The following is a 25346-nucleotide window of genomic DNA, read 5'->3' as shown; positions in this document are numbered from 1 at the left end:
TTAGTCGGGGGTGGGTCACGCCGGGACCGCCGGTCCTGGGGGGTCAGCCCTCCGAGGGGGCCGGGGAGGCGTGCTCGTTCGGGTGGTCGCCGGCGTGCTCGTCCGGGCCGTTGCCGCGGTCACCGTCGTCGCCCTGGTGCCCGTGCTCGCCGTCGTGGCCGTGCTCGGTGCCGCCCAGGAGCGCGTGGGTGTCCGGGTGGGTGCCCGCGTGCTCGTTCGGGCCCTCGGCCTCCGGAGCCTCGGTCTCGGGCGCCTCGGTCTCCGGGGCCTCGGTCTCGGGGGCCTCGGTCTCCGGGGCCTCGGTCTCGGGTGCCTCGGTCGGCGTCTCGGACGCCAGGTGCTGGGCACGGGCCTCGGCCGCGCGGGCCTGGCCGGCGGCGGCGTGCTCGTTGACCTCGTGGCCGTTCTTGTTCACGACCGGCGAGCCGGTCGCCGTGGTCGCCGCGGCGCTGGCGTCGTCGGAGTCGGTACCGGTCTGGGTCGCGTACGCCGTGCCGAAGGTGAGTGCGGCGGCGAGTGCTGCGGTCGCGGTGACAGCGGTGGTGGTCCTGCGCATGCTGGGCCTCCTGTGTCGTAGGTGGGGTCGGCGGCTGTCCGCCCGTTCACCTTCACCTGTCGCGAGTGCGACCTGGTGTTACACGGAGCCCGAGATTCCCGCGCGGGCCCTGGGAGGCCTCACTCGAGGCTGTTGACCATGAACTGAGCGGCGTGGGTGACGTAGTCCCAGAACCTCGCGTCCTGCTCGGGGGGCAGGGCGACCTCGTCGAGTCCGGCGCGGAAGTGCTGCAGCCAGTGCTCCTTGGCCTCCGGGGTCACCGCGAACGGCGCGTGCCGCATCCGCAGCCGCGGGTGGCCGCGGTTGTCGGAGTACGTCGTCGGGCCGCCCCAGTACTGCACCAGGAAGAGCAGGAACCGCTCCTCCGCCGGCCCGAGGTCCTCCTCGGGGTAGAGCGGCCGGAGCACCGGGTCCTCGGCGACGCCCTCGTAGAACCTGGCGACGATGCGTTGGAAGGTCTCGAAGCCGCCGATCTCCTCGTAGAAGGTGCTCACCGGTCCATTCTTGCGGTCGACCGGTGAGCGTCGCTCGGCGGCGTGCAAGACTCCCGATGTTCCCGACATCACGGGCGAACGCACCCGCCAACCATGAGGAGTGATCCGCACATGGCAACGACTCGCATCGCCACCACGCACTGGGAGGGGAGCCTCTTCGAGGGGGCCGGCAAGGTCACCCTCGAGTCCTCCGGGATCGGGACGTACGACGTCTCGTGGCCCTCGCGCGCCGAGGAGGCGAACGGCAAGACGAGCCCGGAGGAGCTGATCGCCGCCGCACACTCGTCCTGCTTCTCGATGGCGCTGTCCAACGGTCTCGCCAAGGCCGGCACCCCGCCGACCTCGTTGGACACGAGCGCCGAGGTCGAGTTCACCCCCGGCACCGGCATCACCGGCATCAAGCTGACCGTGCGCGGTGCCGTGGACGGCATCAGCAACGACGACTTCGTCGCCGCAGCCCAGGCCGCCAAGGAGGGCTGCCCGGTCAGCCAGGCGCTCGCCGGCACCACGATCACGCTCGAGGCGTCCCTGGCGTGATCACCCTTCGGCTCCGCTGACGCGGGCGTCGATCAGCTCTCGACGGGCTCCTCCCCAGCCGGGGCGGGGCCCGTCGGCGTCTCGTCCTCCTGGTGGAGGGCGTCCTCGCGGTGCCAGACCACGCGCTGCGGGAGCGGGATCTCGATGCCCTCGTGGTCGAACCGGGCCTTGACCCGCTGGCGCAGCTCCCGAGCCACGCCCCACTGCTCCATCGGGGCCGTCTTGAGCAGCACCCGGAGCGTGAGGGACTCGGGTCCGAGGACCTCGACGCCGGTCACCTCGGGCTCCTCGATGATGATGCCGCGGAAGTCGTCGTCCTCCCACAGGTCGTGCGCGATCTCCTTCAGCACCCGGGTCACCCGGGCGACGTCCTCGCGGTAGCCGACCGCGACGTCCACGACGGCCCGCGACCAGTTCTGGCTCATGTTGCCGACCCGCAGGATCTCGCCGTTCGGGACGTACCAGACCGTCCCGTTGAGGTCGCGCAGGCGGGTGACCCGGAGGCTGACCGCCTCGACCGTGCCGCTGGCCTCACCGACGTCGACGACGTCGCCGACGCCGTACTGGTCCTCGAAGATCATGAAGATCCCGGACAGGAAGTCCTTGACGAGCGACTGGGCGCCGAAGCCGAGGGCGATGCCGATGATGCCGGCGCTGGCGATGATCGGGGCGATGTTCACGCCGACCTCGCTGAGGACCATCGTGCCGAACACCGCGATCAGCAGGCCGGTGATCACGCTCTTCAGCAGGTCGCCCATCGTCTTGGCGCGCTGCACGCGGCGGGTCGAGGCGGCGAGGTCCTGGGCGCTGGCCTGCTGGGCGGCCTTGCCGCGCAGGCCGAAGCGGCTCATCCGGTCGGGCAGCACGCCGTCCTCGGCCCGCAGCACCAGCCGGTCGACGAGGCGGTGCAGCATCCACCGCACGACCATCATGAGGAGCAGCAGGCCGATGATCGCGAGGGGCTTGCCGATCAGGATGTCCGAGGCGTTGGCGAGCTTCTGGTTGTCGGTCCAGTCGAGGACGGTCTTGCAGAGGCTGTCGGAGGGATCACACTGCGTGTCGTCGAACCCGAACATGGGCCCCATGTCTACCGCACCGGACAAGGTCGGGTGACCGGCGGGCGGGGCGTTACCCTTCTGCCCGTGACCACGCTCGCGAACCTGATCCGTCGTACCGCCGTCGTCCTCGTCTCGGGGGCGCTGGTCCTCGCCGCATCCGGTCCCGCCGGTGCGGACGTGCCGGAGGGCTGGGACACCCCCGACCCGGTCGACCCGACGCAGGCGCTGCTGCTGCTCGGCGGCGTCCCGCTGCTGCTGATCGTCGTGATCACGCTCCTGGTGTTCGCCTCGGGCCGGCGCCACGGCGAGCGGGTCCCGACGACGGGCCACGCGGCCGAGGACCACTGGTTCGGCGGGCCGCGGCAGGGCACCGCGGAGCTGTCGGCACCGGCGGAGGACGACGCGGCCACAGGCGGCACCAGTGCGCGCTGGTGAGTTCAGCGCGGCGGAGCGCTTCTCGATCGAGGAGGCCATCCGCTCCGCCGAGCAGGTGTCGCGCTACGAGTTCAGCGTGTTCGTCGGGCGCGCCGAGGGTGAGCCGCACGAGTTCGCGAGCCGCCTGCACGCCGCGCTGGTGGCGCCCGAGCGCAGCGTCCTGGTGCTCGTCGACCCCGCCGCGCGGGCCCTCGAGATCGTCACCGGCTCCGTCGTACGCCGCCACCTCACCGACCAGGAGGTCGAGCTGAGCGCGGTGCAGATGCAGAGCTCCTTCGCCGTCGGCGACCTCGTCGGCGGCCTGCGCCGCGGGCTGCAGATGCTGGCCGACCACGCCCGCGCGCCGCAGACGCTCCACACCGACTAGAGGTTGACCCGCCCGAAAGTTTCGGGCGGGTCAACGTCAGATCAGGCCTGGGCGTCCTTTGCCTGGGCGGCGAGCGCCCGGGCGACGTCGGCGCGGCCCTCGCGGACGTAGCGCTTCGCGGCCGGGTTGGCGGGGGAGGACTCCAGCCAGGCGTCGACCCGGTCGAGGAGATCCTGGCTCGCCAGCTGCTTGGGGAACATGAACTCCAGCGCGGTCGAGGCCCGCTGGGTGCCCTTGTCCTCCCAGAGGGTGTCGGCCGCCTCCAGGTACTTCTCGACGTACGGCGTGAGCACGTCGTCCTGGCCGAACACCTGGAAGGCGAGCACCACGCTGCGCTGCGTCTCGTTGGCGACGTCGTCGCGCACGATCGCGATGTCCCACGCCTCGGCCTTGGCCTCGGCGGTCGGGCGCAGGGCCCGGGCCGCGGCCGCGTGCTCCTGCCCGGAGATCGTGTTGTCCTGGGCGAGCTCCGCAGCGATCCGGGCGTCGTCGGCCCGGCCGTTCTTGGCCAGCCCGCTGAGCAGCGTCCAGCGCAGGTCGGTGTCGACCGCCAGACCCTCGAACGTGAGGGTGCCGTCGAGCAGCCCCTCGAGGTCGGCCAGGGCGGCGTCGCTGTGCGCGGCCCCGGCGTAGGCGCGGGCGAAGGACAGCTGGTGGTCGCTGCCCGGCTCGGCGTCCTGCAGCAGCTTGCGCAGGCCCTGCTCCCAGGTGGCGCGCAGCGCGGCCCGGTTCGCGGGTGCGGCGTACAGCGTGGACGCCTGGGCGGCGTACGTCGGGATCCGGCTCACGCCGAACGCGTCGCTCTCGCTGCCGATGCCGCTGAGCACCAGCGCGACGAAGTCCGTCGCGCTCATCTCGGCGTCGCGGGTCATGTCCCAGGCCGCACCCCAGCACAGGGCACGGGCCAGGGAGTCGTCGAGGGTCGCGATGCCGCCGACGACTGTGGCCAGCGAGCGCTCGTCGAGGCGGATCTTGGCGTAGGCCAGGTCGCCCTCGTTGAGCAGCAGCAGGTCGGGCTGGCGCTGCCCGACCAGGTCGGCGACCTCGGTGAGCTCGCCCGCGATGTCGGTCTCGAGGGAGGTACGGCGGACCAGGTGGCCCTCGACGGCGTCGTACAGGCCGATGCCGAGCCGGTGCCGGCGCAGCGTCGGCTGCTCGTCGGCGGCGGTCTGACGGACGGCGAACGACGTGTACTTGCCGTCCTCGTCCAGCTCGAACTCCGCCGAGAGCGTGTTGACGCCCGCGGTCTGCAGCCATTCCTGTGCCCAGGCCTCCAGGTCACGGCCCGAGGACTTCTCGAGCGCGGCCAGGAGGTCCTTGAACTCGGTGTTGCCGTACTCGAACTCCTTGAAGTAGGCGCGCACGCCCTCGAGGAAGTTGTCCAGGCCGACCCAGGCGACCAGCTGCTTGAGCACCGAGGCGCCCTTGGCGTAGGTGATGCCGTCGAAGTTGACCTCGACCGCGCGCAGGTCGACGTTGTCGGCGGCGATCGGGTGGGTGCTGGGCAGCTGGTCCTGGCGGTAGGCCCAGTTCTTGCGGGCGTTGGTGAAGCCGGTCCACACCTCGGTGAACTCGGTGGCCTCCACCGCCGCGTGGTAGCAGGCCCACTCGGCGAACGACTCGTTGAGCCAGAGGTCGTCCCACCACCTCATGGTCACGAGGTCGCCGAACCACATGTGCGCCATCTCGTGGAGGATCACCTCGACGCGGAACTCGTAGAACGCCCGGTCCTGGCGGCTGCGGGGGAGGTACTCGTCGCGCAGCGTGACGCAGCCGGCGTTCTCCATCGCGCCCATGTTGTACTCCGGCACGTAGAGCTGGTCGTACTTGCCGAACGGGTAGGGGTAGTCGAAGGCGTCCTCGAAGTAGCCGAAGCCCTGCTCGGTGATCTTCACGAGCTCGTCGACGTCGAGGTGCTCGACGAGCGACTGGCGGCAGTAGTGGCCGAGCGGGATGTCGCCGTGCTTGCCGTGGTAGACGTGCTGCACCTCGTGGTACTCGCCCGCGACGATCGCGGTGACGTACGTCGAGAGCGGCTTGGTCGGCGCGAACGTCCACACGGCCTTGCCGTCGCCGAGGCTCTCGGGCTCGGGGGACGGCGAGTTGGACACGACCTTCCAGCCCTCGGGAGCGGTGACGGTGAACGTGAACGGCGCCTTGAGGTCGGGCTGCTCGAACGTCGTGTAGACGCGGCGGGCGTCCGGGACCTCGAACTGGGAGTAGGTGTAGACGCGGTCGTCGGCGGGGTCGACGAACCGGTGCAGGCCCTCACCCGTGCGCGAGTAGGTGCAGTCGGCCCGCACCACGAGCTCGTTGTCGGCCGAGAGGCCGGTCAGCGTGATCCGGCTGTCGGCGTACGCCGTGGCCGGATCGACCCGCTCGCCGTTCAGCGTGATCTCGTGGACGGTCGCGTCGACGAGGTCGGCGAACGTCTCGGCACCCGGCTGGGTGCAGGTGAAGCGGATCGTGGTGGTCGATCCGAAGGACGTGTCACCGGTCGTGAGGTCCAGGTCGATGGCGTACGAGGTGACGTCCAGGAGCGCGGCGCGGGTCGCGGCCTCGTCCCGGGTGAGGTTGGTTCCAGGCATGCGAGGCATCCTGCCACCCGGGTGCTCGCTGCAGAAAAGGAGATCCGCCCGGGATGATGGCGCCGTGAGCGAACCGAGTCGGACCCGCGAGGTCGCTCTGGTGTTCCTCCGCCTGGGCACGGTCGCGTTCGGCGGGCCGGTCGCGCACACCGCGATGATGCGCGAGGAGCTCGTGCGGCGCCGCGGCTGGGTCAGTGACGAGCGGTTCGTGGACCTGATGGGTGCCACGAACCTGATCCCGGGGCCGAACTCCACCGAGCTGGCGATCCACCTCGGCTACGACCGGGCGCGCGGGCGCGGCCTGCTGCTGGCCGGCCTCTGCTTCATCCTGCCGGCGGCTCTGATCGTGACCGCACTCGCCTGGGCGTACGTCGAGTACGGCGACACCCCGTCTGCAGTGTGGCTGCTCTACGGGGTGGTCCCGGCCGTGCTGGCGATCGTCGCCTGGGCGCTGGTGGCGCTGCTCCGGGCCGTGCTGAAGAGCGTCTGGCTCGGGCTCCTGGCCGTCGCCGGGCTCGCGGCGTACCTCCTCGGCGTGCACGAGCTCGTCGTCCTGTTCGGCGGCGCGGCGCTCGCCGGTCTCGTCCGGGCCGCGAGCCGCGGCGGACGGCACGCCCTGCTGGCGCCGCTCGCCGTGCTGTTCCCCGACCCCACGGCGGGCCAGCTGGGTCAGCTGTTCGTGACCATGGTGAAGATCGGCTCGGTCCTCTACGGCAGCGGCTACGTGCTGCTCGCCTTCCTCCAGGGCGACCTGGTCGACCGGCTCGGCTGGGTCACCCAGCAGCAGCTCCTCGACGCGGTGTCGATCGGCCAGGTGACGCCCGGCCCGGTCTTCACGACCGCGACGTTCCTCGGCTACCTGGTCGCGGGCCTGCCCGGCGCCTTCCTCGCGACCGTCGGCATCTTCCTGCCGTCGTTCGTCTTCGTGGGTCTGCTGACCCGCATCACCGACCGGCTCCGGTCCTCGCCGTGGACGTCGACGATGCTCGACGGCCTCAACGCGACCGCACTCGCGCTGATGGCCGGGGTGTCGTGGCAGCTGGGGCGCTCCGCGCTGGCCGACGGCTGGACGCTGGGGATCTTCGCGGTGACGCTGCTGCTGATGTGGCGCACCCGGCTCAACTCCGCCTGGTACGTCGGGGGCGGCGCCGCGGCGGGAATACTGCTCGGCCTGCTCGGTTGGGCCTGACATGACCAAGACCAACGCTGACTTCTGGTTCGACCCCGTCTGCCCCTTCGCGTGGATCACCTCGCGCTGGATCCTCGAGGTCGAGCAGGTCCGCGACATCGAGGTCACCTGGCACATCATGAGCCTGGCCTACCTCAACCAGGACAAGGACATCCCCGACGACTACCGCGAGTTCCTCAAGCCCGCCTGGGGTCCGGTGCGGGTGGCCATGGCCGCGGAGCAGAAGTACGGCAAGGAGGTGCTGCTGCCTCTGTACACCGCGCTCGGCAACCGCTTCCACCTCGAGAAGGCGGAGAAGGACCGCGCGACCATCGAGGCGGCGCTCCAGGAGGCCGGTGTCGACCTCGGGCTCGCGGACGCGATGGACGACGCGTCGTACGACGAGGCCATCGCGCGCTCGCACCACCTCGGCATGGACCAGGTCGGCAACGAGGTCGGCACGCCGACGATCGCCTTCGAGGGCCACGCGTTCTTCGGCCCGGTGATCAGCAAGGCACCCCGCGGCGAGGACGCCGGCCGGATGTGGGACGCGTTCGTCACGCTCTCGGCCTTCGACCACTTCTACGAGCTCAAGCGCAGTCGCACCGAGGACCTCGACTTCTCCTGACCGGCGCCAATAGCGTGGGGAGCATGACGACCCACCACACACCGCAGGCCGACTGGGGAGACGACGTCCGGGTGCTCGCACGCGCACTGGACCAGGCGGGTGACGTGCTCGACCAGGTGCACCGCGACCTGCTGGACCGTCCGACTCCGTGCACCGAGTGGGACGTCGCCACGCTCGCCGACCACCTGGTCGCCACCCCGTCGAGCTTCCTGACGATGGCGCGCGGCGAGCAGCCCGACTGGTCCGCGCCGCCGCCGCACGTCACCGAGGAGTGGGGTCCGGCCTTCCGGGTCGTCGCCGACGACCTCATCCACTGGTGGCACGAGCACGCCGGCGAGGCGACCTCGAGCGCGGACATGGCGACCGCCGAGCTGGCCCTCCACACCTGGGACCTCGCGACGGCGATCGGCTACCCGGTCGGCCGCCTCGACCCCGAGGTCGCGACCCGTGGTCTCGAGTTCCTGCGGGCCGGCCTCACCTCCGAGAACCGCGGCGGCGCGTTCGGCCCCGAGCAGCCCGCCGCGGAGGACGCGGGACCCTACGAGCGGCTCGCCGCGTTCGCGGGTCGATCGGCCGGCTGAGGCGGCTCGTCAGCTGCTGCCGCTCCCGGCGCTCGCGGCGGCGGTCGTGGCCACGATCGCGGCGGTGATCGCCGCCGTCGAGGCGGCGACGGCGTCGCGGACCGCCTTCGCGGCCCAGTCGCCCTCGGCGATCCTCTTGGCGCGCTTGCGCACCTCGCCGGAGGACAGCCCCCGGTGGTCGACGACCAAGTGCGGCTTGTCGATCGCCGAGAGCAGCGCCACCAGCGCGCCGGTGCGCTCGTCCGGCTCGACGCCCTCGACCAGGACGGCCGCGAGCGCTCGACGGACCGCCTCCTCGTGGGTGGAGTCGACCGCCGGCCACCGGGTGCGGGGGAACAACCCGAGCACGCGGTCCTCGCGGCGCTCGAGGATGCCGCGGGCGGCCAGGCGGTCGGCGAGCTCCGTCTTCGTGCCCTTGCCCAGCCGGGTGACGAGGTCGCTCGCCGTCCGCGCCTTCTCGCCGACGACGTCGTACGCCGCCCGCCGCACGGGGTCGGCCGGGGCCTCCCCGGTCGTGCGCACCTTCACCGAGCGCCAGGCGCTGGACTTCTCCTCCACCTCGACGGCCCCGATGATGGCGAGCTCGACGAGCAGTGCGCCGCCCAGCACGGTCTCGGGATACGAGGTGATCGTGAGCCTGCCGTCCTCGTCGTCCAGCAGCAGGAGCAGCAGGTCCTCCGCGATCAAGGTCTCCACGCAGCGACCGTAGCGCGACGCGGCCGACGGTGCCCGGGTCTCCGGTCCCTAGGATTGCCCCATGACTCATGTCCTCTCCGCAGTCGCCTGGCCGTACGCCAACGGTCCGCGCCACATCGGCCACGTGGCCGGGTTCGGCGTGCCGTCCGACGTCTTCAGCCGGTACATGCGGATGGCGGGGCACGACGTGCTCATGGTGTCGGGGTCCGACGAGCACGGCACGCCGATCCTGATCGCGGCCGACGAGGCGGGGATGACGCCGCGGGAGCTCGCCGACAAGAACCACCGGATCATCGCCGAGGACCTGACCGCGCTCGGGCTCACCTACGACCTCTACACCCGCACCACCGCGCGCAACCACCACGCGGTGGTGCAGGAGCTGTTCCTGGGTGTCTACGAGAACGGCTACTTCGTCGAGCAGACGACGTACGGCGCCATCTCACCGTCCACGGGCCGCACCCTGCCCGATCGCTACATCGAGGGCACCTGCCCGATCTGCGGCTACGACGGCGCGCGCGGCGACCAGTGCGACAACTGCGGCAACCAGCTCGACCCCGCCGACCTGATCAACCCGGTCTCGAAGATCAACGGCGAGACGCCGGAGTTCATCGAGACCCAGCACATCTTCCTCGACCTCCCCGCCCTCGCCGACGCGCTGGCGGAGTGGCTGGACGGGCGCGAGGCCACCGGCCTGTGGCGGCCGAACGTGATCCGGTTCAGCCAGAACATCCTCAAGGAGATCCGGCCACGGGCGATGACTCGCGACATCGACTGGGGCATCGCGGTCCCGCTCGACGGCTGGCGGGACAACCCGACCAAGCGGCTCTACGTCTGGTTCGACGCGGTCGTCGGCTACCTGTCGGCGTCCATCGAGTGGGCGCGCCGGCTCGGCGAGCCGGAGCGGTGGCGGGAGTGGTGGAACGACCCAGAGGCGCTGTCCTACTACTTCATGGGCAAGGACAACATCACCTTCCACAGCCAGATCTGGCCGGCGGAGCTGCTGGCCTACTCCGGCAAGGGCTCCAAGGGCGGGACGCCGCGTGAGTACGGCGAGCTCAACCTGCCCACCGAGGTCGTCTCGTCGGAGTTCCTGACGATGGAGGGCAGGAAGTTCTCCTCCTCCAAGCGGGTTGTGATCTACGTCCGCGACCTGCTCAGCCGCTACCAGCCGGACGCGTTCCGATACTTCGTGGCCGCGGCCGGTCCGGAGAACCAGGACTCCGACTTCACCTGGTCGGAGTTCGTGCGGCGCACCAACGACGAGCTCGTCGCCGGCTGGGGCAACCTGGTGAACCGCACCGCCACGCTGATCGCGAAGAACTTCGGTGAGATCCCGAGGGCCGGCGAGCTGACCGCCGAGGACCAGGCGCTGCTCGACTCCGTCGCCGCCGCGTTCGGCACCGTGGGCGACCTGATCGGCCGGCACCGTCAGAAGCAGGCGATCGGCGAGGCGATGCGCACGGTCGGCGAGGTCAACAAGTACGTCTCCGACTCCGAGCCCTGGAAGATCGCCAAGTTGGATTCTGGGGCGTACCCCGACCGGCTCGGCACGATCCTCCACGTGGTCGCCCAGTGCGTGGCCGACCTCAACCTGGTGCTCAGCCCGTTCCTGCCGTTCGCGGCCAACGAGGTCGACAAGGCGCTGGGCGGGGCCGGGGACGTCGCACCGATGCCCAGGATCGAGGAGGTCGACGACCTCGACGGCGGCCCGGCGTACCCGATCATCACCGGCGACTACTCCGGGTTCCCGGCCTGGGAGCGCCGGCCGATCGTGCCCGGCACCCCGGTCGCGAAGCCGACCCCGATCTTCACCAAGCTCGACCCGTCCGTCGTGGACGAGGAGCTGGCCCGGCTCGGCGGCTGAAACGACACGCCTCAGGTTTCCCGCACCCGCCCACGCAGCGACTTGGTCTGGCTGCGCTGCTTCTTGGCCTCCAGGCGGCGCCGTTGGGAGCCCCGGGTGGGCTTCGTGGGCCGGCGCGGGGGAGGAGGCGGCGCGAGTGCCTCGCGCAGCCGCTCGGCGAGCCGCTCCCGGGCCGCGACCCGGTTGCGGTGCTGCGAGCGGTGCTCGGAGGCGACGATGCGCACCGGCGAGCCGAGGCGGCCGACGACCCGGGCCCGCTGGGCGTCGCTGAGGACCGTCGACGTGGCAGCGTCGTACTCCAGCTCGACCCGGCTGTCGGTGGTGTTGACCGACTGCCCACCCGGACCGGGCGATCTCGAGAAGCGCTCGACCAGCTCGGTCTCGGGGATGTCCAGCCCGTCCGGGACGCCCGGCCCCGGCGGGACGGTGAGGTTCATCCCCGCTTGCGCCACTCGATGGCGGGACACGTGTCCATCACCATCGGGACCCCCGCCGCCGTCGTGCGGGCGAACGCCTCCTCGTCGACGACCCCGAGCTGGAGCCACACGCCCTTGGCGCCGATGGCGACCGCCTGGTCGGCGAACTCGCCGGCCGCCTCGGAGCGCCGGAACACGTCCACGACGTCCACGGGGAACGGGATGTCGGCGAGCGTGGCGTAGCCCTGCTCGCCGAGCACCGTCGCGGCCGAGGGGTGCACCGGCACGATCCGCTTGCCGCGCTGCTGGAGCAGCTCGGCGATGGAGTACGCCGTGCGGCTCGGGTCGCCGGAGAGTCCCACCACGGCCCAGGTCTCGCAGTCGTCGAGCATGAAGCGGACCCACTCGGGGTCCTGCCAGTCAGCCATGGGCTCAGCCTAGATCGGAGCGAAAACCTGGGACGAACCGCCGACTTCGGGACTTTCGGCCCGGGTCTTGTCGCGGAGGGGTTACCGTGACGTCCACCGCTACCGAGTAGTAGCGGCCATCGAGTTGCTCGGGAGGGAGCACTTTCCATGATTCTCCGCAGTTTCACCACCCGCACCGCCGTCGCCGGCGCCGTCACCGCACTCGCCGCAGGCGCCATGGTCGGCGTTGCCACGTCGCCCGCCAACGCCGCGACCGTGACGAACACCTACACCTGCAGCCTGCCGTCCGTGTACAGCGGCGACTTCGACCTGACGGTCACCGGTGAGATCCCGGTGCCGCAGTACTGGGCCGGTGCGACCGTCCCCGCCGGCCTCCTCACCGTCACCGCCGAGGCGACCGTCCCGGCCGACGCAGCGGGCCTGCTCGGGGCCGCCGGCGTGACCGGCGCCCGGTCGGACAACTTCGGCTTCGCTCTCAGCACGTCCACGGTCCCGGTCCCGCTCAAGGGTGACTTCGTCACCGAGGGTGGCTCCACGAAGTGGAAGGCCACGGGCGCGAACACCGCGTTCACGACGCCGAACCCGGGCACCTACGACGCTCTGATGCCCGCGGCGTTCGACATGACCACCATGCAGGGTGACACCGACTCGGTCACGCTGAACTGCGTGCTCAAGGAGGGCACGACCGCCGCGGCGATCTCCTCGAACTTCACGCTGCTCAAGCAGAGCTCGAAGACCGTCGTCACCCCGACCGTGATCAAGGTCAAGAAGGGCAAGGCCGCGAAGATCCCGGCCACGGTCTCCAGCACCTCCCTCGGCGGGCCGGTCTCCGGCAAGGTCGTCGCCAAGGAGGGCACGAAGACCCTCAAGGCGGCGAGGCTCAAGAACGGCAAGGTCGTGCTGAACCTCGGCACCAAGCTCAAGCTCGGCAAGCACCGGATCACCGTGAAGTACCTCGGTATCCCGAGCGTCGGCGGCAGCTCCGACAAGGTCGTCGTCAAGGTCGTCCGCTAAGCAGCAGCACCACAGCACCACACTGCGACGCCCGGCCGGGTTCTGCCCCGGCCGGGCGTTCGCACGCCCGGCCCCGGACGCCCAGGACGACGCTGCGGTTACCGACGAGTAGAGTCGCGCGCATGAGCTCCGACTCCCCTCTCTTCGCCCTGTCCGAGGAGCACCAGGCGGTCCGCGAGGCCGTCCGTGCGGTGTGCGACGCGAAGGTGGCGCCGTACGCCGCCGACGTCGACGAGCACGCCCGCTACCCGCACGAGGCGGCCGCGGCGCTGCTCGCCGCCGACTTCCACGCCCCCCACGTGCCCGAGCAGTACGGCGGTGCCGGGGCCGACGCGCTGGCCACGGTCATCGTCATCGAGGAGGTGGCTCGCGCCTGCGCGTCGAGCAGCCTGATCCCGGCGGTGAACAAGCTGGGCTCGCTGCCGATCCAGATCGCCGGCTCCGAGGAGCTCAAGCAGAAGTACCTCGGTGCGCTGGCGCGCGGCGAGGGCGGCTTCTCCTACTGTCTGTCCGAGCCGGACGCCGGCTCCGACGCCGCCGGCATGAAGACCCGCGCCGTGCGCGACGGCGACACCTGGGTGCTCAACGGCGTCAAGCGCTGGATCACCAACGCGGGGGAGTCGGAGTACTACACGGTGATGGCGGTGACCGACCCCGAGAAGCGGTCGCGGGGGATCAGCGCGTTCGTCGTGGAGAAGTCCGACGCCGGTGTCACCTTCGGTGCCCCGGAGAAGAAGCTCGGCATCAAGGGCTCCCCGACCCGCGAGGTCTACCTCGACAACGTCCGCATCCCGGCCGACCGGATGATCGGCGCCGAGGGCACCGGCTTCGAGACCGCGATGCGCACGCTCGACCACACCCGGGTCACGATCGCGGCGCAGGCCGTCGGCATCGCCCAGGGTGCGCTCGACTACGCGCTGGGCTACGCCCAGGAGCGCAAGCAGTTCGGCAAGCCGATCAGCGACTTCCAGGGCCTGCAGTTCCTGCTCGCCGACATGGGCATGAAGGTCGAGGCGGCGCGGCAGCTGACGTACGCCGCGGCCGGCAAGTCCGAGCGCGGTGACCGCGACCTCACGTTCTTCGGCGCCGCGGCGAAGTGCTTCGCCTCCGACGCGGCCATGGAGGTCACCACGGACGCGGTCCAGGTCCTCGGCGGCTACGGCTACACCCGCGACTACCCGGTCGAGCGGATGATGCGCGACGCCAAGATCACCCAGATCTACGAGGGCACCAACCAGGTGCAGCGGATCGTGATGGCCCGCCAGCTCCTCGCGGGGGTGCAGAGCCAGCTTTGAGCGCGTGCGGTCGCCGGTGATCCGCGAGGTGGCCTTGGCTGATCTCGTCTTGCCGTTCATTCGAACGCAATGAAGCGCACCGCACCGAACGGCGTCGTGTGCCAGTTGTGTGCCACCTCTGGATGACGAGTTCGTGGGACGTGGGTGGGCTGGCCCGGCTATCACGGACATGGCAATGAAGTGTAGACCTCAATACATTGTGCCTGTCATCTTCTCGAGGCCGGTCCCGCGGAGATGCCGGCGGAGGCAGTGCACTAGTCGGCCTGACGCAAGTGCGGGCTTCCGCATTTCCAGGCGGCGGTCCGAGCTCGAGGCCGCGTGCGAGGCGTTCTGCGAGAAGGTCAACACCCGCCCGCATCGGCTCACCAAGCGGCCGCCGATCGAGATGCTCGCCGAAGAGCGGGCACGGCTGCATCCGGTCCCAGCCGTGCCGCACACGATCGCGTTCGGCACCACCAGGGTCGTGCCGGCCAATACCCCGATGGTGACCTTCGAATCCGGCCAGTACTCGGTCCCACATGTCCACGACGGCCAGTCGTTGCTGGGCGCGACGGTGTGGGTCCGCACCCACGGCATCGGCGCCGACGAGCAGGTCGTGATCGTCCACGTCGGCCAGGACGGGCCGGTCGAGGTCGCCCGCCACGCACGCGCGACACCGGGCACGCCGAAGATCAACGACGACCACTTCCCACCCCAGCCAGCCGGGCCGCTGGACCGCCAGCCGCGGGCGAAGAACCCGGCAGAGGCTGAGTTCCTCGACCTGGGTGAGGGCGCCCGGCTGTGGCTGCTCGAGGCCGCCGCCGCGGGCACCCCACGGATGCGGGTCAAGATGGCCGAAGCCCTCAGCCTGGCCAAACTGTTCGACCCCGTCGAGGTCGACTGGGCACTGGGCCACGCCGCCGTGCACGGCCGGTTCGCCGAGGCCGACCTGTCCTCGATTCTGGACCACCATGCCCGAGCGCCGAAGGCCGGTGAACACCGGGCCAGCGAGGATCGCTCGCTGACCCAGGGCACCAGCGCGTGGGCACGACTCGGCCAGCGCGACGGGGACGAGGTGGTCCGGTGACGACTCGAACCACCGCCGTGTCGACCGGCTCAGCGCCCCCGTTGCCAGCGGACCTGGAGGACCTGCTGCGCCGGCTGCGGCTGCCGCACATCCGCCGTCACGCACCGGAGGTTGTGGCGACCGCGAAGGCCCAACGCTGGGAACCCGCCGAGGTGCTCAAGGCGCTGTTCGCCGAAGAGGTCGCCGGCCGGGAACGCTCCGCATTGGCCACCAGGAGGGCCGCGGCGGGATTCCCGACCGGGAAGACCTTCGACGCCTGGCAACCCGAGGCATCCTCGATCCCCGCCCCGACCCAGCAAGCACTACGCACCCTGGAGTGGGTCCACCGCCGGGAGAACCTCGTCGTCTGTGGGCCGTCGGGGACGGGGAAGACGTTCCTGCTGGAGGCCCTCGGCCAACAAGCCGTCGAGACCGGCTTGAAGGTCGCCTGGTTCACCCTGGAAGACCTCGGCGTCCTGCTACGCCGGCATCGTGCCGACGACACCGTCACCAAGGCCATCGCCCGCATCCTTCGCGCCGACCTCGTCATCGTCGACGACATCGGACTCCTCCCGGTCGGAGCAGACGCCGCCGAAGGGCTCTACCGGCTCGTCGACGCCGCCTACGAGAAGCGGTCGATCGCGATCAGCTCGAACCTGCACCCCTCCGGGTTCGACGAGCTCATGCCCAAGACGCTGGCCACCGCCACCGTCGACCGGCTCCTGCACCACGCCCACGTCTGCCAGACCAGCGGCGACTCCGTCCGGCTCACCCAAGCACTCGCCGGCCAGGGGGTGAGCCCGTTGAGCTGACCACCCTGGCCGGTGGTGGCCGCAGCCCCTTGGGCAGATCCCGTGGCCACCACCGGGCAGTTCTCGTGGCCGTCAGCGGGCAGGTTTCATGTCCGCCACTGGGCAGTTCCTACTGACCCTTGACACACGGTGCACACCAGCCCCCGTGGTGCATCGTCCGCATGTCGGGCCATACCGAGCGCGCTGTCGTGCGGAGGTCTACACACAGCGGTTCACGCAAGAGTGGCACTGAGCTCGGCAGGCCTCGATAAGTTCGGCAAACCACGACCTGGCGGTTTCCCAAATCCGCCTGGGCCGCCCCGGAACGTCCGGTTGAAGTGCGAGTGTCTGGGTCTCGGGTCAGTACACGGGCATCGTGTCGAGTACACGAGCAGCGACGTCGACGATCTCGGAGATCTTGGGGATGTCGGCGCGAACGTCCGACGGAACCATCTCGGGAGTGTCGATCTGGGGGTACTCGGCATCCCGGCGCTGGCGCCGCATCCGGTCGAAGGGCCGCAACTGACGACCCATCGGCGGGTCGAGCTGCGCCCGCACTGCGTGGTAGGCGGCCAAGTGGCCGCCGCGATGACTCGGGCGCAGCCCTTGGTTGGCCAACACCGCCCACAAGGCCTTGCGCCCGGCGTCGTAGAGGGTGTCGTAGGCGCCTTCCGGGTCGGAGTCGCAGATCTTCTCGGCCGACTCCAAGTGACGCCGTGCCTGGTCGACGAGGCGGTCGGCGTGCTCTCGGCTGGCCTGGACTCGCTCAAGCTCGCCGCTCTCGAGCATGCGGTCGATCTCGTCTCGGCCCTGCTCCCACCTCATGGGCGCTGCTCCTCGTGCTCAGTCGGCCTGGTCAACCGCAGCTCAACAAGGGGCCGCGACCGGATTGTGGAAACGAAGGCGTCCTGGCCGGTCTCCCAGGCGCTTCGCCGCAGACGGCGGATATTGACCTCGCGGCGCAGCACCGTCTCGGCCTCCCGGGCCAGCTCGTCGAGATCATCGAGGTCGGCATCACCGATCACGAGCACGTCAACGTCCCCGGGCACGGCCCCGGCCTCGTCCATGTATCGCGCAGCCCACGAACCGTAGATGTACGCCTGCTCGACTCCCTCCACTCCGGACAGAGCGTCGGTGAGTACGGGCAGCGGGCCGTAGGTGACCGCCAGCAGGTCGGTGAGGGGTCTCGTCAGCACGGAGTCCCGCACCGACCGAACGAGTCGGGACGTCCCCATCCGCCGATCGGTCAGCAGCCCGGTCTGCACGAGGCGTTCGACCTCGTGTGCGACGGTCTTCACAGACGCTCCTGCATGCGAGGCCATGTCGGTGACACTGAACTCGCGATCCGGGTTCAGGTAGGTCAGGGCGAGCAAGTCGCCCTGTACGCGCGACCTGAGGATCGGGAGCAGCGCCGGCGCCGAAGTTCTCATAACAGTTCCAGTATTCCTTACGTCTTATCAGAACAGCAAGGATGACGGTGCCTCGTATGTTCGCGCCGACATTGGCAGTGACGAGCGCTCCGCCGGCGGGCTGGTCGCCTCCCGGCCGAACCCACCATCCTCCGCCGGGAGCCCGGACTCGCGCGCTCCCAAGGTCGGCCGGAGCACCGCCAGTTCAGTGACATGCCGAACTCAGGCCTCGAGGGCGATCGGGGGTTGGCGTGTGACATCCGCGGGCGGGGCTCGGCCGCAGAGCGATGCGCAGGTCGGGGTGCCGAAGTCTGACAAGTCGGGCGCGGAACTGTCGGACGTGGAACACGCCATGTTGGCGTTCGAGCAGAAGTGGTGGAAGTACGCGGGCGCGAAGGAGACGGCGGTCCGCGAGGAGTTCGACATGCCGATGACCCGGTACTACCAGGTGCTGAATGTGCTCATCGACAGGCCGGCGGCGTTGGCGGCGGAACAGTTGACGGTGGGCCGGTTGCGTCGTTTGCGGCTGCGCGGCAGGCGGAGCCGTCGGCGGACGAGCGTCGGTCGGAACCGTCGCGAGGATGAGTTGGCAGCTGCGGCCCCAACTTCAGCGAAGACGTGTACGGCCCATAGGAGAACGTTCTACGGTCGAGCGGTGGTCCTTTCGCCCTGTGCCTGAACGGCGGCAGGCGGCCCGGGACCGTCGGAGTTCGAACTCGGCGACTTCGTGTTGTTTCTCCGACGGGGGCTCCGGGCGGTCTGTCGGTCGAGGTGTCGGTGGTCCCGCAGGGTGTGGGACGCACGGCGTCGGGATCGATCCACGTCCGCTGGCGGCGTGGCAACGGAGGAGATGAGAGTGGCGAAACGCGGGTTCTTTGCAGAGATCAACTACCAGGCTCAGCAGGCGGAGAAGCGGCAGAGGCAGCAGTACAACGCCGCGGTGCGCGCGCATGCGACTGCCCAGCGTGCAGCTGAGAAGGCCCGCCGTGACGCTGAGCGGGCGCGGGCGGCCGCTGCTCGTGCGACTGACGCGCAACGCAAGGCCGCGGAGAAGGAGGCTGCGCAGCTCTACGCGGAGTCGCGGGTCGCGGAGACTGAGGAGATGAACGCCGAACTCGCCTCCACGCTCGGCGAGATCGACGCACTCCTCGCGGCGACCCTGGAGGTCGACGACTTCGTCGACCTTGAGGAGTTCAAGGTCTCCACCGTGGAGCACCCACCGTTCGAGCCCGGTGCGTTGGCGACGCCGACGCCGCCGATGCCGGAGCTGGTTTACCCGCCCGAACCGCCCTACGCGGAGCCGCCTGCCCCCACGGGCCTGTCGGGTGCGTTCGGGGGTAAGAAGAAGCATGCCGAGGTCGTCGAGCAGGCACGCGCCGCGCACGCCGCCGCCGTTCAGGCCTGGCGTGATGAGTGCACCCGCATGTACAACGCGCACCTCTCCGAGCAGGGGATCCGTCGCCAACGGGAGGCTGACCGGGTCGCGAAGCTCGCGGAGGCGGAGGCCGCCTACCAGGCTGAGTGCCGTCAGCGTGAGGTCGACGCTGAGGCCCGCAACGCCGAGGTCACCAAGCTCATCAACGACCTCGCGTTCGACGTCCCGGCCGCGATCGAGGAGTACGTCGGGATTGTGCTGTCGAACTCGGTGTACCCCGAGTCCTTCCCTGTCTCTCACGAGTACCAGTTCGACCTTGCGACTCGTGAGCTCACGTTGGCGGTCACGGTCCCCGAACCGTCGACGGTGCCGGCGGTCAAGGAGTACCGGTACGTGAAGGCCAAGGATGAGATCGCGGCCACCATGCTGCCCGTCAAGGCGCAGAAGGACCGGTACGCGAGCGCGGTGTCGCAGGTTGCGGTACGCACCCTGCACGAGATCTTCGAAGCCGACCGGGCCGCCAAGATCCGCTCCATCGCGCTGACGGTCGGCGTGAACCGGACCGCACCCGCGACCGGGCTGCCCGAGACGGTCCCGCTCGTCGTCGTCGGCGCCGACCGGGACACGTTCACGACCTTCGACCTCGCCAACGTCGTCCCCGACGCGACCCTCGCGCATCTGGGTGCGGCCGTGTCGAAGTCACCGTTCGACTTGACCCCGGCCGATGCGAGCAAGGGTGTGCGGGTGCGGGGGCAGGCGTGAGGTTCAACCCGCCGCCCGGATGGCCAGCCCCGCCGACCGGGTGGGTGCCGCCGGCCGGGTGGAGGCCTGACCCGTCGTGGCCCGAACCGCCGCCCGGGTGGCAGCTGTGGCTGCCTGACGACGATGCGTCCTCGGAGGTGCCCGCATCCCCTGAGCCGCCCCCCGCACCTGTGGATCCGGCGCCCCGGGCCGGCGAAACTGACGCCCCGCCCGCACCGGGCGGTACCGACGTCCCCTCACCGGCCGCGGTCGAAGAAGTCACCCCCAGCCGCCGCCGCTGTCCGACCAGTCGCCGGTCCCGGACCAGTCGCCGTCGCCGGCCGCTACGGACAGCGGGGAGGTTGGTCGGTTGCGGGCGCGGGTCGTCGAGCTCGAGGCCGAACTGGTCCGTGCGCGAGAGGCCGCCACCGGCGGTGACACCGTTGACCTCGACGACCAGCGTGTGCTGCAAGACGTCGGCATCTACCGCTACCACCACCCGCTCGAAGACGCGGCCACGTACAGGGACCGGCTCCGCGAGATCGAGGCCAAGATCGACGACATCGTGAAGTCCGGCCGCGCCGTCCTCGCCGCCGACATGTTCACCTTCATGGGGTCGTTGGCCAAGGGCCGCAAGATGGTCGCCGACCTGTCCAAGCTGATGCTGCGCGCCTACAACGCGGAGGCCGACAACTGCGTCCGGTCGCTGCGTTCGGGCAACATCACGACCGCGAAGAAGCGCCTCGATAACGCCATGACCGCCATCGAGAAGCTGGGTGCCATCATGGAGATGCGGGTCAACCCCGACTACCACCAGCTGCGTGTCGCCGAGCTCGAGCTCACCGCCGACTACCAGATGAAGGTCCAAGAGGAGCGCGAAGCGGCCCGTGAGGAGCGCGAGCTGCTGCGCGAGCAGCGCCGCGCCGAGCAGGAGCTCGCTGCCGAACGCGAGCGGTTGGAGAAGGAACGTGCCCACTACATCAGCGTGTTGGAGTCGTTGCGGGCCTCTGGTGACGACGTGGCCGCCGACGAGCTCGCGGTCCGGTTGGGCGACATCGAGCAGGCCATCGCGACCAACGACTATCGGATCGCGAACATCCGTGCCGGCTACGTGTACGTCATCTCCAACATCGGTGCGCTGGGCCCGAACGTCGTCAAGATCGGGATGACCAGGAGGCTCGAGCCGCGTGACCGGGTGCGTGAGCTCGGGGACGCGTCCGTCCCGTTTCCGTTCGATGTGCACGCCCTGTTCTTCTCTGAGGATGCCATCACGCTCGAGAACGAGTTGCACAAGGCGTTCGCGGACCGGAAGGTCAATCACGTCAACCAGCGCCGCGAGTTCTTCTTCGCCACCCCTGAGGAGGTGCGGGTGGTGCTGGCTGAGAAGGTCGGGGGCCTGCTGGAGTACACCGACTCCCCGGAGGCTGTCGAGTACTTCCAGAGCCGCGGCATGTGGCCCGCAACCGTCACCGAGGAACGCCCGTGACTGCCGCGACCCGGGGGGATTGATGTTCTGGAAGCGCACCGGTGCGCGCCGCACCACAGTGCAGGCTGCGCCGGCGCCCCCGGCGCCCCCGGCGCCCCCGGCGCCCCCGGCGCACGCGACGCCGGCGGCGGATCCCGTGGACCTCTGGGGCGACCGGGTCGCGCCGGCCGGCCTGGGACATCACCGCGGCAAGCACTTCACGGGTTGGGTGGAGACGGTGAAGCAGCTCAAGCGTGACGGGCACCCCGACGTGGCGGCGGACCTGTTGATGAAGCTGCTGCCGGTGGTCGAGGAGGAAGCCGAGTTCCGCGGGTGGACGGTCGCGCCCTGGTACTTCGAACAGTTGGCCATCATCCGCCGCCAACAGCACGACTATGCCGGCGAAGTCGCAGTGTTGGAGCGATACGGAGAAGTGAACGCCTCCTACGGCGGCCTGGGCCCCCAGCTGACCCAGCGGCTCGCGAAGGCACAGGCTCTACTCGCTGCGCGCCAGTAGAAGGCCACGGCTGACGCGCCCGGGACCTGAGACTGCGCGTCCTGTCCTGGGTGCAGGTGGGCGATACGGACGAGCACTCCACGGGTGCGGCTACTGGGGTGCCTGCCGAGCCCGCTTGAGACCTACCCTGCGGCCCGTTAGGGGGCTGCGTGCCTGTGACAACCCAGGGTGTGGTTCGGCTCCCAACCGTCGCCGCTGTGGGCAGTGACCGAACCGCAGTGGGGGCAGTGCCATCCGTCCCAGTTGCAGCCGCATGGGGCGGTGGGCGACGTGCGCCAGAACTGGTCGTCGTGCTCGGGCATCGGCTTCCCCTCTCCGATGCCGAGTGTGCCAGCGTCATCCGACAAGAGGTCGCCAACTTCGGCGCGCCGGGCGACTGACGGCGGTCGGGGCCGCCGGTGCGTGGTGCGGGCTAGGTGCGGGGCATGGTCGCGGCTGGTGGGACGCCGGCCACTGACTGGACGCCGGTGGGGCCAGCTGCGGTGATGCTGGCGTGAGCGTAGGTGTCGGTGATGGCGATGTGGCCGCGGCGGGCTGAGAGAGCGGCGAGTTGGGGAAGCCGGGAGCCCCACGTGCCGATCGCAGCGGCGACGGATGCCGTGGGGTCGTCGGTGAGCCGCATGGTGTCGGCGTCGGCTTGGACACGGCTGGCGGCCCATACGGCTGTTGTAGGAACCGCAGGAGGGGCAGCGGACCAGCAGGTTGGGTGCGAGCGTTGCCGCGGCGTCCGCGCCGGCCACCAGGACGAACGAACAGACTGCGCAGAGCAGGTTGATGCTGCCTGTCCCGGTCGAGAAGGGCGCCGGGTCCGGGTAGTGGGTGAAGGCCAGGATGCTGCGGTCACCGACGTCGCTGGGCGAGACCAAGGTCAGTAGCAGGTCGGGCACGGCGCGAAGGTACTACCGGCAGGTGAACACCTCACCCCTGCACTGTTCCCGCAGGCGTGGCCGGGCCCGGAGGCTCGGCCCCTCTGCGATTGAGGTGTGATAGCGAGGTCGCGGAACATCCGCTCATGCCGATGATCGGTCGTCCGCCAGGCAGTGCCGCTACCGTCTCTCCGTGCCCGCTGACGACCTCGGAGTCCTGTCTGAAGAACTCCGATCGCATGCCCGCGTCGAGCGCAACGGTGAGGTGTCCTGGCACGTGCGTGCCGCCCCGGCGGTGCTGAATGAACTTGCCGGGGCCGGTCGCGTCGTGCTCGGCCTCGACATACGCGACTACGACGACGACGGCACGTTCCTTGAGGTCGCGTGGAGCGTCTACGACGGTGCGGACCCGTTCGAGGCACGTGACGCCGCGCTCGGAGCCTTGGCACGAGAGGAACTTCCGGGCGACTGGGCGCTGATCACCTGGCGGTCCTGAAACGCACTGATCTGCCGCTGACCGCGTACTGCCCATTTGCGCGCGATGCCGCGATAGCGGATGACGTCCGAGTTGACGCACGATCGCGGACAGGAGTGCCACGATGCACCAATGTCATACGACCTCGCTATCTGGGAGGGGCCGAAGCCAGGGTCCCAGTCAGAAGCCATCGCCGAGTACGAGCGCCGGATGGACGCCATGGAGGCGGCGCTTGATGATCCAGGCGGACCCGCCCCCGCAACGCCGGCGATTCGGGCGTTCATCGATGCGGCGCTGACGCGGTTCCCGGAGCTTGACGACGAGTCCGGGCCAGAGTGCCCGTGGGCGGCCTCCCCGCTCGATGGCGATGCTGTCGGGGCCATGATCTACTTCCCGATGACCTTCTCGGGCGCGGAGTTCGCCCGCGATCCGCTCGCTGAGATCGCTGACTCCCTCGGCTTGGTCTGCTTCGACCCTCAGATCGAGCAGTTGCTCCCGGACCCGGACGCCACCCCTGCATCGACCGTTAGCGGTCGAGCCTATGAAGCCCTCGCAGCGCGCCGAGGCACAGCAGCGTCGACTCAGAGGAACTGGTTGGGGCGCCTATTCCGCAAGAACTGAACCTCCGCAGAATCGCGCGGATCTGCGGCGTTCCGCGCGGTCGTGGCCGACTAGCGGGCTCCTTGTGACACGCTCCCAGACATGGACGAGGTTGCGACGGTGGACGGGCTGGTCAGATACGTCTGCGCGTTCTGCGCCAAGCCGACAGACGACGAGCCGAGGTACGCCTTGCTGACGGTCCAATGGGCCTTCTCGAATGCAACGCAGGGTTTGGGTGCGCACACGGCGTGCCTACGCGCGGCCGTTGACGCCTCCGTGCCGCTCGCCATCGAGTGAGCCGAAACGTCCGCTCATGCCGCGAGCCGAGCGTCTGTCCCTCCGACTCTGATGCCCTAGGGCAGTGAACCTACTCCGGCTTGCGACGGAACGCTCCGGTCTCACACATCATGGCGATGGTCACGGCGAGGTGGACGGCTGCACGGGCCTCGGTTACCGAGTTCTCGTCGCTCTCGAAGACATGGCGGTCCTTCTGTCCGTACGCGATAGTCCGGACCATTTGCATGACGGTCTCTCGGCCGTCGAGTAGCTCGAGCCCCTTCTCCTTGGCTCCGGGACGCGACTCGGTAAGCAAGAACTCCCACTTGTTCGGGTTCGCCTCGTAGTCCCGGATCATCTTGCCGAGACGCGCGTCTCCGTCGTTCGGGCTGATGACCGGACGCAGGACGGTCTCAGCTGCCCTGAACGCTGCCATGTAGGCGTCGAACGGGTCGCCCTCTACGCCGTATGCCTCGTTCCATGCCTTCGTGAGCAGCTGGCCAACAGGCTCCGGTGTGGACCTCACGGCCTCCTCCACCTGCTCGCGGGCTGCCGGGGTCACCCGGTACTCCAACCCGCGAGTGTTCGTCCGCACCGTGTAACCCGACCGTCCGCGCTTCAGGATCACCTCCAGGTACTCGGCGGCCCCCGCGGCCGGCAGGTGCTGAAGACAGGTGTGGATGGTGCGCAGCAAGAACTCGCCGTTGGAGCAGTTCCGCTTGAAGTACTCCTGCATGTCGCCGAACTTGCCATGCGGAGCGTCGGCGCCCAGGTGCATGGCGGTGGCGATCACGAAGACCGGGTGGTTGGTGGTCTTGACTCCCGAGCTGGCTGGCCGGATCCGGCCGTTCGCCCATGTCCACAGCTCGTGATTCAGGCCTGGCGGCATGTCGTTGTCGTAGTACAGCGGGAGCAGCTCGATGCGACGGTCTTCTTCCTCCGGGTCCCACGGCATGGACCGGAGAGTACGCCGACCATCGACGTCTTCGGTGCTTCGTGGCGGTGCGAGGAGAGGACCGTAACGTCCCGTACGTCGTCTTCGACGACATCAGTGCGCCGTGGAGACCTCCGAACGCACGATCTGGGAGTAAGGCGCCCAGCCAGCCGTGTAGGAGTAGAGACGGGAATGAGCAACCCCCACCGGGATCAACGTCGCCTATGACTACTCCGCCGAGTTGGCGGTGGGATCGGCAAGGGCTGCTTTGTACGCCGTGTCGCATTGTCGCTCGGTGACTCGTCCCTTGAGGCACATCACCCACTGAATATCGAAGAGCGCCACGTAGACCGGCGCGCTGTCAGGGAGGTGATATCGAACCTGCACAAGTCGGTTGAACGCGATCGGTCTCCGGGTTGCCACCGTCAGGTCCAAGTCAGGCGCGGGCTTCTCGGTTGCAGGGACCACACGTTGGCCGACCGCGTCGGCGCCCTCGATGCGTGCCTTGAGCAACCGTGGCATGGGCACACCCTTGAACGGGAGGAACCGCACGTCGTCCACGATGATTGGCTCCTCACCGGCCACTTCGAGCGGGATGGCGAGGGCCTTTGACGTGAACGCCTTGCCTGCCGTGGCCTCGATGAACCCGGCCCCGCCAGACGGGTTCGATTTGAGAGGCCCATCCATGCGGATGGTGCCGGGCGACGCAGTCAAGGGGCTGTGCGGC

29 protein-coding genes are annotated in these 25346 nt (G+C 69.7%); 18 read left to right on the top strand and 11 right to left on the bottom strand.

The window, feature by feature from the left end; genetic code table 11:
• Window positions 1-43 precede the first annotated feature (43 nt).
• Together QQZ14_RS10270 and QQZ14_RS10265 are read right to left on the bottom strand one after the other, a co-directional pair.
• The gene (locus QQZ14_RS10270) at window positions 44-556 is read right to left on the bottom strand and encodes a hypothetical protein (RefSeq protein ID WP_284534173.1); all 513 of its coding nucleotides are present in this window, start codon (window positions 554-556) and stop codon (window positions 44-46) included.
• A 119-nt stretch (window positions 557-675) separates the two neighbouring features.
• Window positions 676-1050: a globin gene (locus QQZ14_RS10265; RefSeq protein ID WP_284534172.1), complete on the bottom strand. Its 375-nt coding sequence runs from the start codon at window positions 1048-1050 to the stop codon at window positions 676-678.
• Window positions 1051-1161: 111 nt separating this feature from the next.
• Here QQZ14_RS10265 and QQZ14_RS10260 point away from each other — a divergent pair, with 111 nt between their 5' ends.
• Window positions 1162-1587: an OsmC family protein gene (locus tag QQZ14_RS10260; protein WP_284534171.1), complete on the top strand. Its 426-nt coding sequence runs from the start codon at window positions 1162-1164 to the stop codon at window positions 1585-1587.
• A 32-nt stretch (window positions 1588-1619) separates the two neighbouring features.
• On the opposite strand, the gene QQZ14_RS10255 is transcribed toward QQZ14_RS10260, so the two are convergent.
• Window positions 1620-2663 (bottom strand): mechanosensitive ion channel family protein, encoded by a 1044-nt coding sequence (locus QQZ14_RS10255; protein WP_284534168.1) that lies wholly within the window; start codon window positions 2661-2663, stop codon window positions 1620-1622.
• Between the two features lie 66 nt (window positions 2664-2729).
• Between QQZ14_RS10255 and QQZ14_RS10250 the strand changes: the two genes are divergently transcribed.
• Together QQZ14_RS10250 and QQZ14_RS10245 are read left to right on the top strand one after the other, a co-directional pair.
• Entirely contained in the window at window positions 2730-3080 is a 351-nt protein-coding gene (locus tag QQZ14_RS10250; protein WP_284534167.1) for a hypothetical protein, read from the top strand.
• Entirely contained in the window at window positions 3067-3447 is a 381-nt protein-coding gene (locus QQZ14_RS10245; protein ID WP_284534166.1) for a DUF5130 family protein, read from the top strand. The genes QQZ14_RS10250 and QQZ14_RS10245 overlap by 14 nt, the downstream gene beginning before the upstream one ends.
• Before the next feature lie 41 nt (window positions 3448-3488).
• Here QQZ14_RS10245 and pepN read toward each other — a convergent pair whose 3' ends face one another.
• The gene (gene pepN / locus QQZ14_RS10240; protein WP_284534165.1) at window positions 3489-6035 is read right to left on the bottom strand and encodes an aminopeptidase N; all 2547 of its coding nucleotides are present in this window, start codon (window positions 6033-6035) and stop codon (window positions 3489-3491) included.
• A gap of 64 nt (window positions 6036-6099) precedes the next feature.
• On the opposite strand from pepN, the gene chrA reads away from it, so the two are divergent.
• The 3 genes from chrA to QQZ14_RS10225 are packed head-to-tail and all read left to right on the top strand — an operon-like array spanning window position 6100 to window position 8412.
• A complete protein-coding gene (gene chrA / locus QQZ14_RS10235; protein WP_284534164.1) occupies window positions 6100-7224 on the top strand; it encodes a chromate efflux transporter in 1125 nt (374 codons plus the stop codon).
• 1 nt (window position 7225) lies between these two features.
• Window positions 7226-7831, top strand: coding sequence for a mycothiol-dependent nitroreductase Rv2466c family protein (locus QQZ14_RS10230; RefSeq protein ID WP_284534163.1), 606 nt, complete (start codon window positions 7226-7228; stop codon window positions 7829-7831).
• A 23-nt stretch (window positions 7832-7854) separates the two neighbouring features.
• Window positions 7855-8412: a TIGR03086 family metal-binding protein gene (locus QQZ14_RS10225; RefSeq protein ID WP_284534161.1), complete on the top strand. Its 558-nt coding sequence runs from the start codon at window positions 7855-7857 to the stop codon at window positions 8410-8412.
• A gap of 9 nt (window positions 8413-8421) precedes the next feature.
• Here the strand turns inward: QQZ14_RS10225 and QQZ14_RS10220 are convergent, their stop codons facing one another.
• Complete coding sequence (locus QQZ14_RS10220; RefSeq protein WP_284534160.1) at window positions 8422-9108, bottom strand: GOLPH3/VPS74 family protein; 687 nt, start codon at window positions 9106-9108, stop codon at window positions 8422-8424.
• A gap of 61 nt (window positions 9109-9169) precedes the next feature.
• Between QQZ14_RS10220 and metG the strand changes: the two genes are divergently transcribed.
• The gene (metG, locus tag QQZ14_RS10215) at window positions 9170-10972 is read left to right on the top strand and encodes a methionine--tRNA ligase (RefSeq protein ID WP_284534159.1); all 1803 of its coding nucleotides are present in this window, start codon (window positions 9170-9172) and stop codon (window positions 10970-10972) included.
• 11 nt (window positions 10973-10983) lie between these two features.
• Here metG and arfB read toward each other — a convergent pair whose 3' ends face one another.
• Window positions 10984-11409, bottom strand: a complete 426-nt coding sequence (gene arfB, locus QQZ14_RS10210) for an alternative ribosome rescue aminoacyl-tRNA hydrolase ArfB (protein ID WP_284534158.1) — start codon at window positions 11407-11409, stop codon at window positions 10984-10986.
• Window positions 11406-11816 (bottom strand): CoA-binding protein, encoded by a 411-nt coding sequence (locus QQZ14_RS10205; RefSeq protein WP_284534157.1) that lies wholly within the window; start codon window positions 11814-11816, stop codon window positions 11406-11408. Before QQZ14_RS10205 ends, arfB begins: the two co-directional genes overlap by 4 nt.
• Window positions 11817-11963: 147 nt before the next feature.
• Here QQZ14_RS10205 and QQZ14_RS10200 point away from each other — a divergent pair, with 147 nt between their 5' ends.
• From QQZ14_RS10200 to istB, 4 genes are all read left to right on the top strand, one after another.
• On the top strand, window positions 11964-12830 hold the full coding sequence (locus tag QQZ14_RS10200; protein ID WP_284534156.1) for an Ig-like domain repeat protein: 867 nt from the start codon (window positions 11964-11966) through the stop codon (window positions 12828-12830).
• A 122-nt stretch (window positions 12831-12952) separates the two neighbouring features.
• On the top strand, window positions 12953-14125 hold the full coding sequence (locus QQZ14_RS10195; RefSeq protein ID WP_284534155.1) for an acyl-CoA dehydrogenase family protein: 1173 nt from the start codon (window positions 12953-12955) through the stop codon (window positions 14123-14125).
• Window positions 14126-14552: 427 nt separating this feature from the next.
• Window positions 14553-15191: a hypothetical protein gene (locus QQZ14_RS10190; protein ID WP_284534153.1), complete on the top strand. Its 639-nt coding sequence runs from the start codon at window positions 14553-14555 to the stop codon at window positions 15189-15191.
• Between the two features lie 17 nt (window positions 15192-15208).
• On the top strand, window positions 15209-15982 hold the full coding sequence (istB, locus tag QQZ14_RS10185; RefSeq protein WP_446740490.1) for an IS21-like element helper ATPase IstB: 774 nt from the start codon (window positions 15209-15211) through the stop codon (window positions 15980-15982).
• 339 nt (window positions 15983-16321) lie between these two features.
• On the opposite strand, the gene QQZ14_RS10180 is transcribed toward istB, so the two are convergent.
• Both QQZ14_RS10180 and QQZ14_RS10175 read right to left on the bottom strand, forming a co-directional pair.
• Window positions 16322-16750: a hypothetical protein gene (locus QQZ14_RS10180; protein ID WP_284534151.1), complete on the bottom strand. Its 429-nt coding sequence runs from the start codon at window positions 16748-16750 to the stop codon at window positions 16322-16324.
• A gap of 32 nt (window positions 16751-16782) precedes the next feature.
• Window positions 16783-17334 (bottom strand): ArsR family transcriptional regulator, encoded by a 552-nt coding sequence (locus QQZ14_RS10175; protein ID WP_284534150.1) that lies wholly within the window; start codon window positions 17332-17334, stop codon window positions 16783-16785.
• A gap of 337 nt (window positions 17335-17671) precedes the next feature.
• On the opposite strand from QQZ14_RS10175, the gene QQZ14_RS10170 reads away from it, so the two are divergent.
• From QQZ14_RS10170 to QQZ14_RS10140, 7 genes are all read left to right on the top strand, one after another.
• Complete coding sequence (locus QQZ14_RS10170; RefSeq protein WP_342395231.1) at window positions 17672-18049, top strand: DUF3263 domain-containing protein; 378 nt, start codon at window positions 17672-17674, stop codon at window positions 18047-18049.
• A 177-nt stretch (window positions 18050-18226) separates the two neighbouring features.
• On the top strand, window positions 18227-19507 hold the full coding sequence (locus QQZ14_RS10165) for a hypothetical protein (RefSeq protein ID WP_284534149.1): 1281 nt from the start codon (window positions 18227-18229) through the stop codon (window positions 19505-19507).
• Between the two features lie 349 nt (window positions 19508-19856).
• Window positions 19857-20972, top strand: a complete 1116-nt coding sequence (locus tag QQZ14_RS10160; protein WP_284534148.1) for a DUF4041 domain-containing protein — start codon at window positions 19857-19859, stop codon at window positions 20970-20972.
• A gap of 136 nt (window positions 20973-21108) precedes the next feature.
• The gene (locus tag QQZ14_RS10155; protein WP_284534147.1) at window positions 21109-21468 is read left to right on the top strand and encodes a hypothetical protein; all 360 of its coding nucleotides are present in this window, start codon (window positions 21109-21111) and stop codon (window positions 21466-21468) included.
• A 1059-nt stretch (window positions 21469-22527) separates the two neighbouring features.
• Complete coding sequence (locus QQZ14_RS10150) at window positions 22528-22830, top strand: hypothetical protein (RefSeq protein WP_284534146.1); 303 nt, start codon at window positions 22528-22530, stop codon at window positions 22828-22830.
• Between the two features lie 111 nt (window positions 22831-22941).
• The gene (locus QQZ14_RS10145; protein ID WP_284534145.1) at window positions 22942-23430 is read left to right on the top strand and encodes a hypothetical protein; all 489 of its coding nucleotides are present in this window, start codon (window positions 22942-22944) and stop codon (window positions 23428-23430) included.
• A gap of 81 nt (window positions 23431-23511) precedes the next feature.
• Window positions 23512-23706, top strand: a complete 195-nt coding sequence (locus QQZ14_RS10140; protein WP_284534144.1) for a hypothetical protein — start codon at window positions 23512-23514, stop codon at window positions 23704-23706.
• Window positions 23707-23776: 70 nt separating this feature from the next.
• Here the strand turns inward: QQZ14_RS10140 and QQZ14_RS10135 are convergent, their stop codons facing one another.
• Both QQZ14_RS10135 and QQZ14_RS10130 read right to left on the bottom strand, forming a co-directional pair.
• Window positions 23777-24640, bottom strand: coding sequence for a hypothetical protein (locus QQZ14_RS10135; protein ID WP_284534143.1), 864 nt, complete (start codon window positions 24638-24640; stop codon window positions 23777-23779).
• 207 nt (window positions 24641-24847) lie between these two features.
• Entirely contained in the window at window positions 24848-25306 is a 459-nt protein-coding gene (locus QQZ14_RS10130) for a hypothetical protein (RefSeq protein ID WP_284534142.1), read from the bottom strand.
• Window positions 25307-25346: the final 40 nt, after the last annotated feature.

The organism is Nocardioides sp. T2.26MG-1, from assembly GCF_950101795.1.
In the GTDB taxonomy this organism is placed as follows: domain Bacteria; phylum Actinomycetota; class Actinomycetes; order Propionibacteriales; family Nocardioidaceae; genus Nocardioides.
The sequence above is the reverse complement of the archived record's forward strand: the minus strand, read 5'-3'. Positions and strand labels throughout refer to the sequence as shown.

What these genes read in the sequence shown, in the direction of transcription:
- QQZ14_RS10270 (WP_284534173.1), bottom strand. Translation starts at nt 556, where the DNA reads ATGCGCAGGACCACCACCGCTGTCACCGCGACCGCAGCACTCGCCGCC.
- QQZ14_RS10260 (WP_284534171.1), top strand. Translation starts at nt 1,162, where the DNA reads ATGGCAACGACTCGCATCGCCACCACGCACTGGGAGGGGAGCCTCTTC.
- QQZ14_RS10255 (WP_284534168.1), bottom strand. Translation starts at nt 2,663, where the DNA reads ATGTTCGGGTTCGACGACACGCAGTGTGATCCCTCCGACAGCCTCTGC.
- pepN (WP_284534165.1), bottom strand. Translation starts at nt 6,035, where the DNA reads ATGCCTGGAACCAACCTCACCCGGGACGAGGCCGCGACCCGCGCCGCG.
- QQZ14_RS10230 (WP_284534163.1), top strand. Translation starts at nt 7,226, where the DNA reads ATGACCAAGACCAACGCTGACTTCTGGTTCGACCCCGTCTGCCCCTTC.
- QQZ14_RS10225 (WP_284534161.1), top strand. Translation starts at nt 7,855, where the DNA reads ATGACGACCCACCACACACCGCAGGCCGACTGGGGAGACGACGTCCGG.
- metG (WP_284534159.1), top strand. Translation starts at nt 9,170, where the DNA reads ATGACTCATGTCCTCTCCGCAGTCGCCTGGCCGTACGCCAACGGTCCG.
- arfB (WP_284534158.1), bottom strand. Translation starts at nt 11,409, where the DNA reads ATGAACCTCACCGTCCCGCCGGGGCCGGGCGTCCCGGACGGGCTGGAC.
- QQZ14_RS10205 (WP_284534157.1), bottom strand. Translation starts at nt 11,816, where the DNA reads ATGGCTGACTGGCAGGACCCCGAGTGGGTCCGCTTCATGCTCGACGAC.
- QQZ14_RS10200 (WP_284534156.1), top strand. Translation starts at nt 11,964, where the DNA reads ATGATTCTCCGCAGTTTCACCACCCGCACCGCCGTCGCCGGCGCCGTC.
- QQZ14_RS10195 (WP_284534155.1), top strand. Translation starts at nt 12,953, where the DNA reads ATGAGCTCCGACTCCCCTCTCTTCGCCCTGTCCGAGGAGCACCAGGCG.
- QQZ14_RS10180 (WP_284534151.1), bottom strand. Translation starts at nt 16,750, where the DNA reads ATGCTCGAGAGCGGCGAGCTTGAGCGAGTCCAGGCCAGCCGAGAGCAC.
- QQZ14_RS10145 (WP_284534145.1), top strand. Translation starts at nt 22,942, where the DNA reads ATGTCATACGACCTCGCTATCTGGGAGGGGCCGAAGCCAGGGTCCCAG.
- QQZ14_RS10140 (WP_284534144.1), top strand. Translation starts at nt 23,512, where the DNA reads ATGGACGAGGTTGCGACGGTGGACGGGCTGGTCAGATACGTCTGCGCG.
- QQZ14_RS10135 (WP_284534143.1), bottom strand. Translation starts at nt 24,640, where the DNA reads ATGCCGTGGGACCCGGAGGAAGAAGACCGTCGCATCGAGCTGCTCCCG.
- QQZ14_RS10130 (WP_284534142.1), bottom strand. Translation starts at nt 25,306, where the DNA reads ATGGATGGGCCTCTCAAATCGAACCCGTCTGGCGGGGCCGGGTTCATC.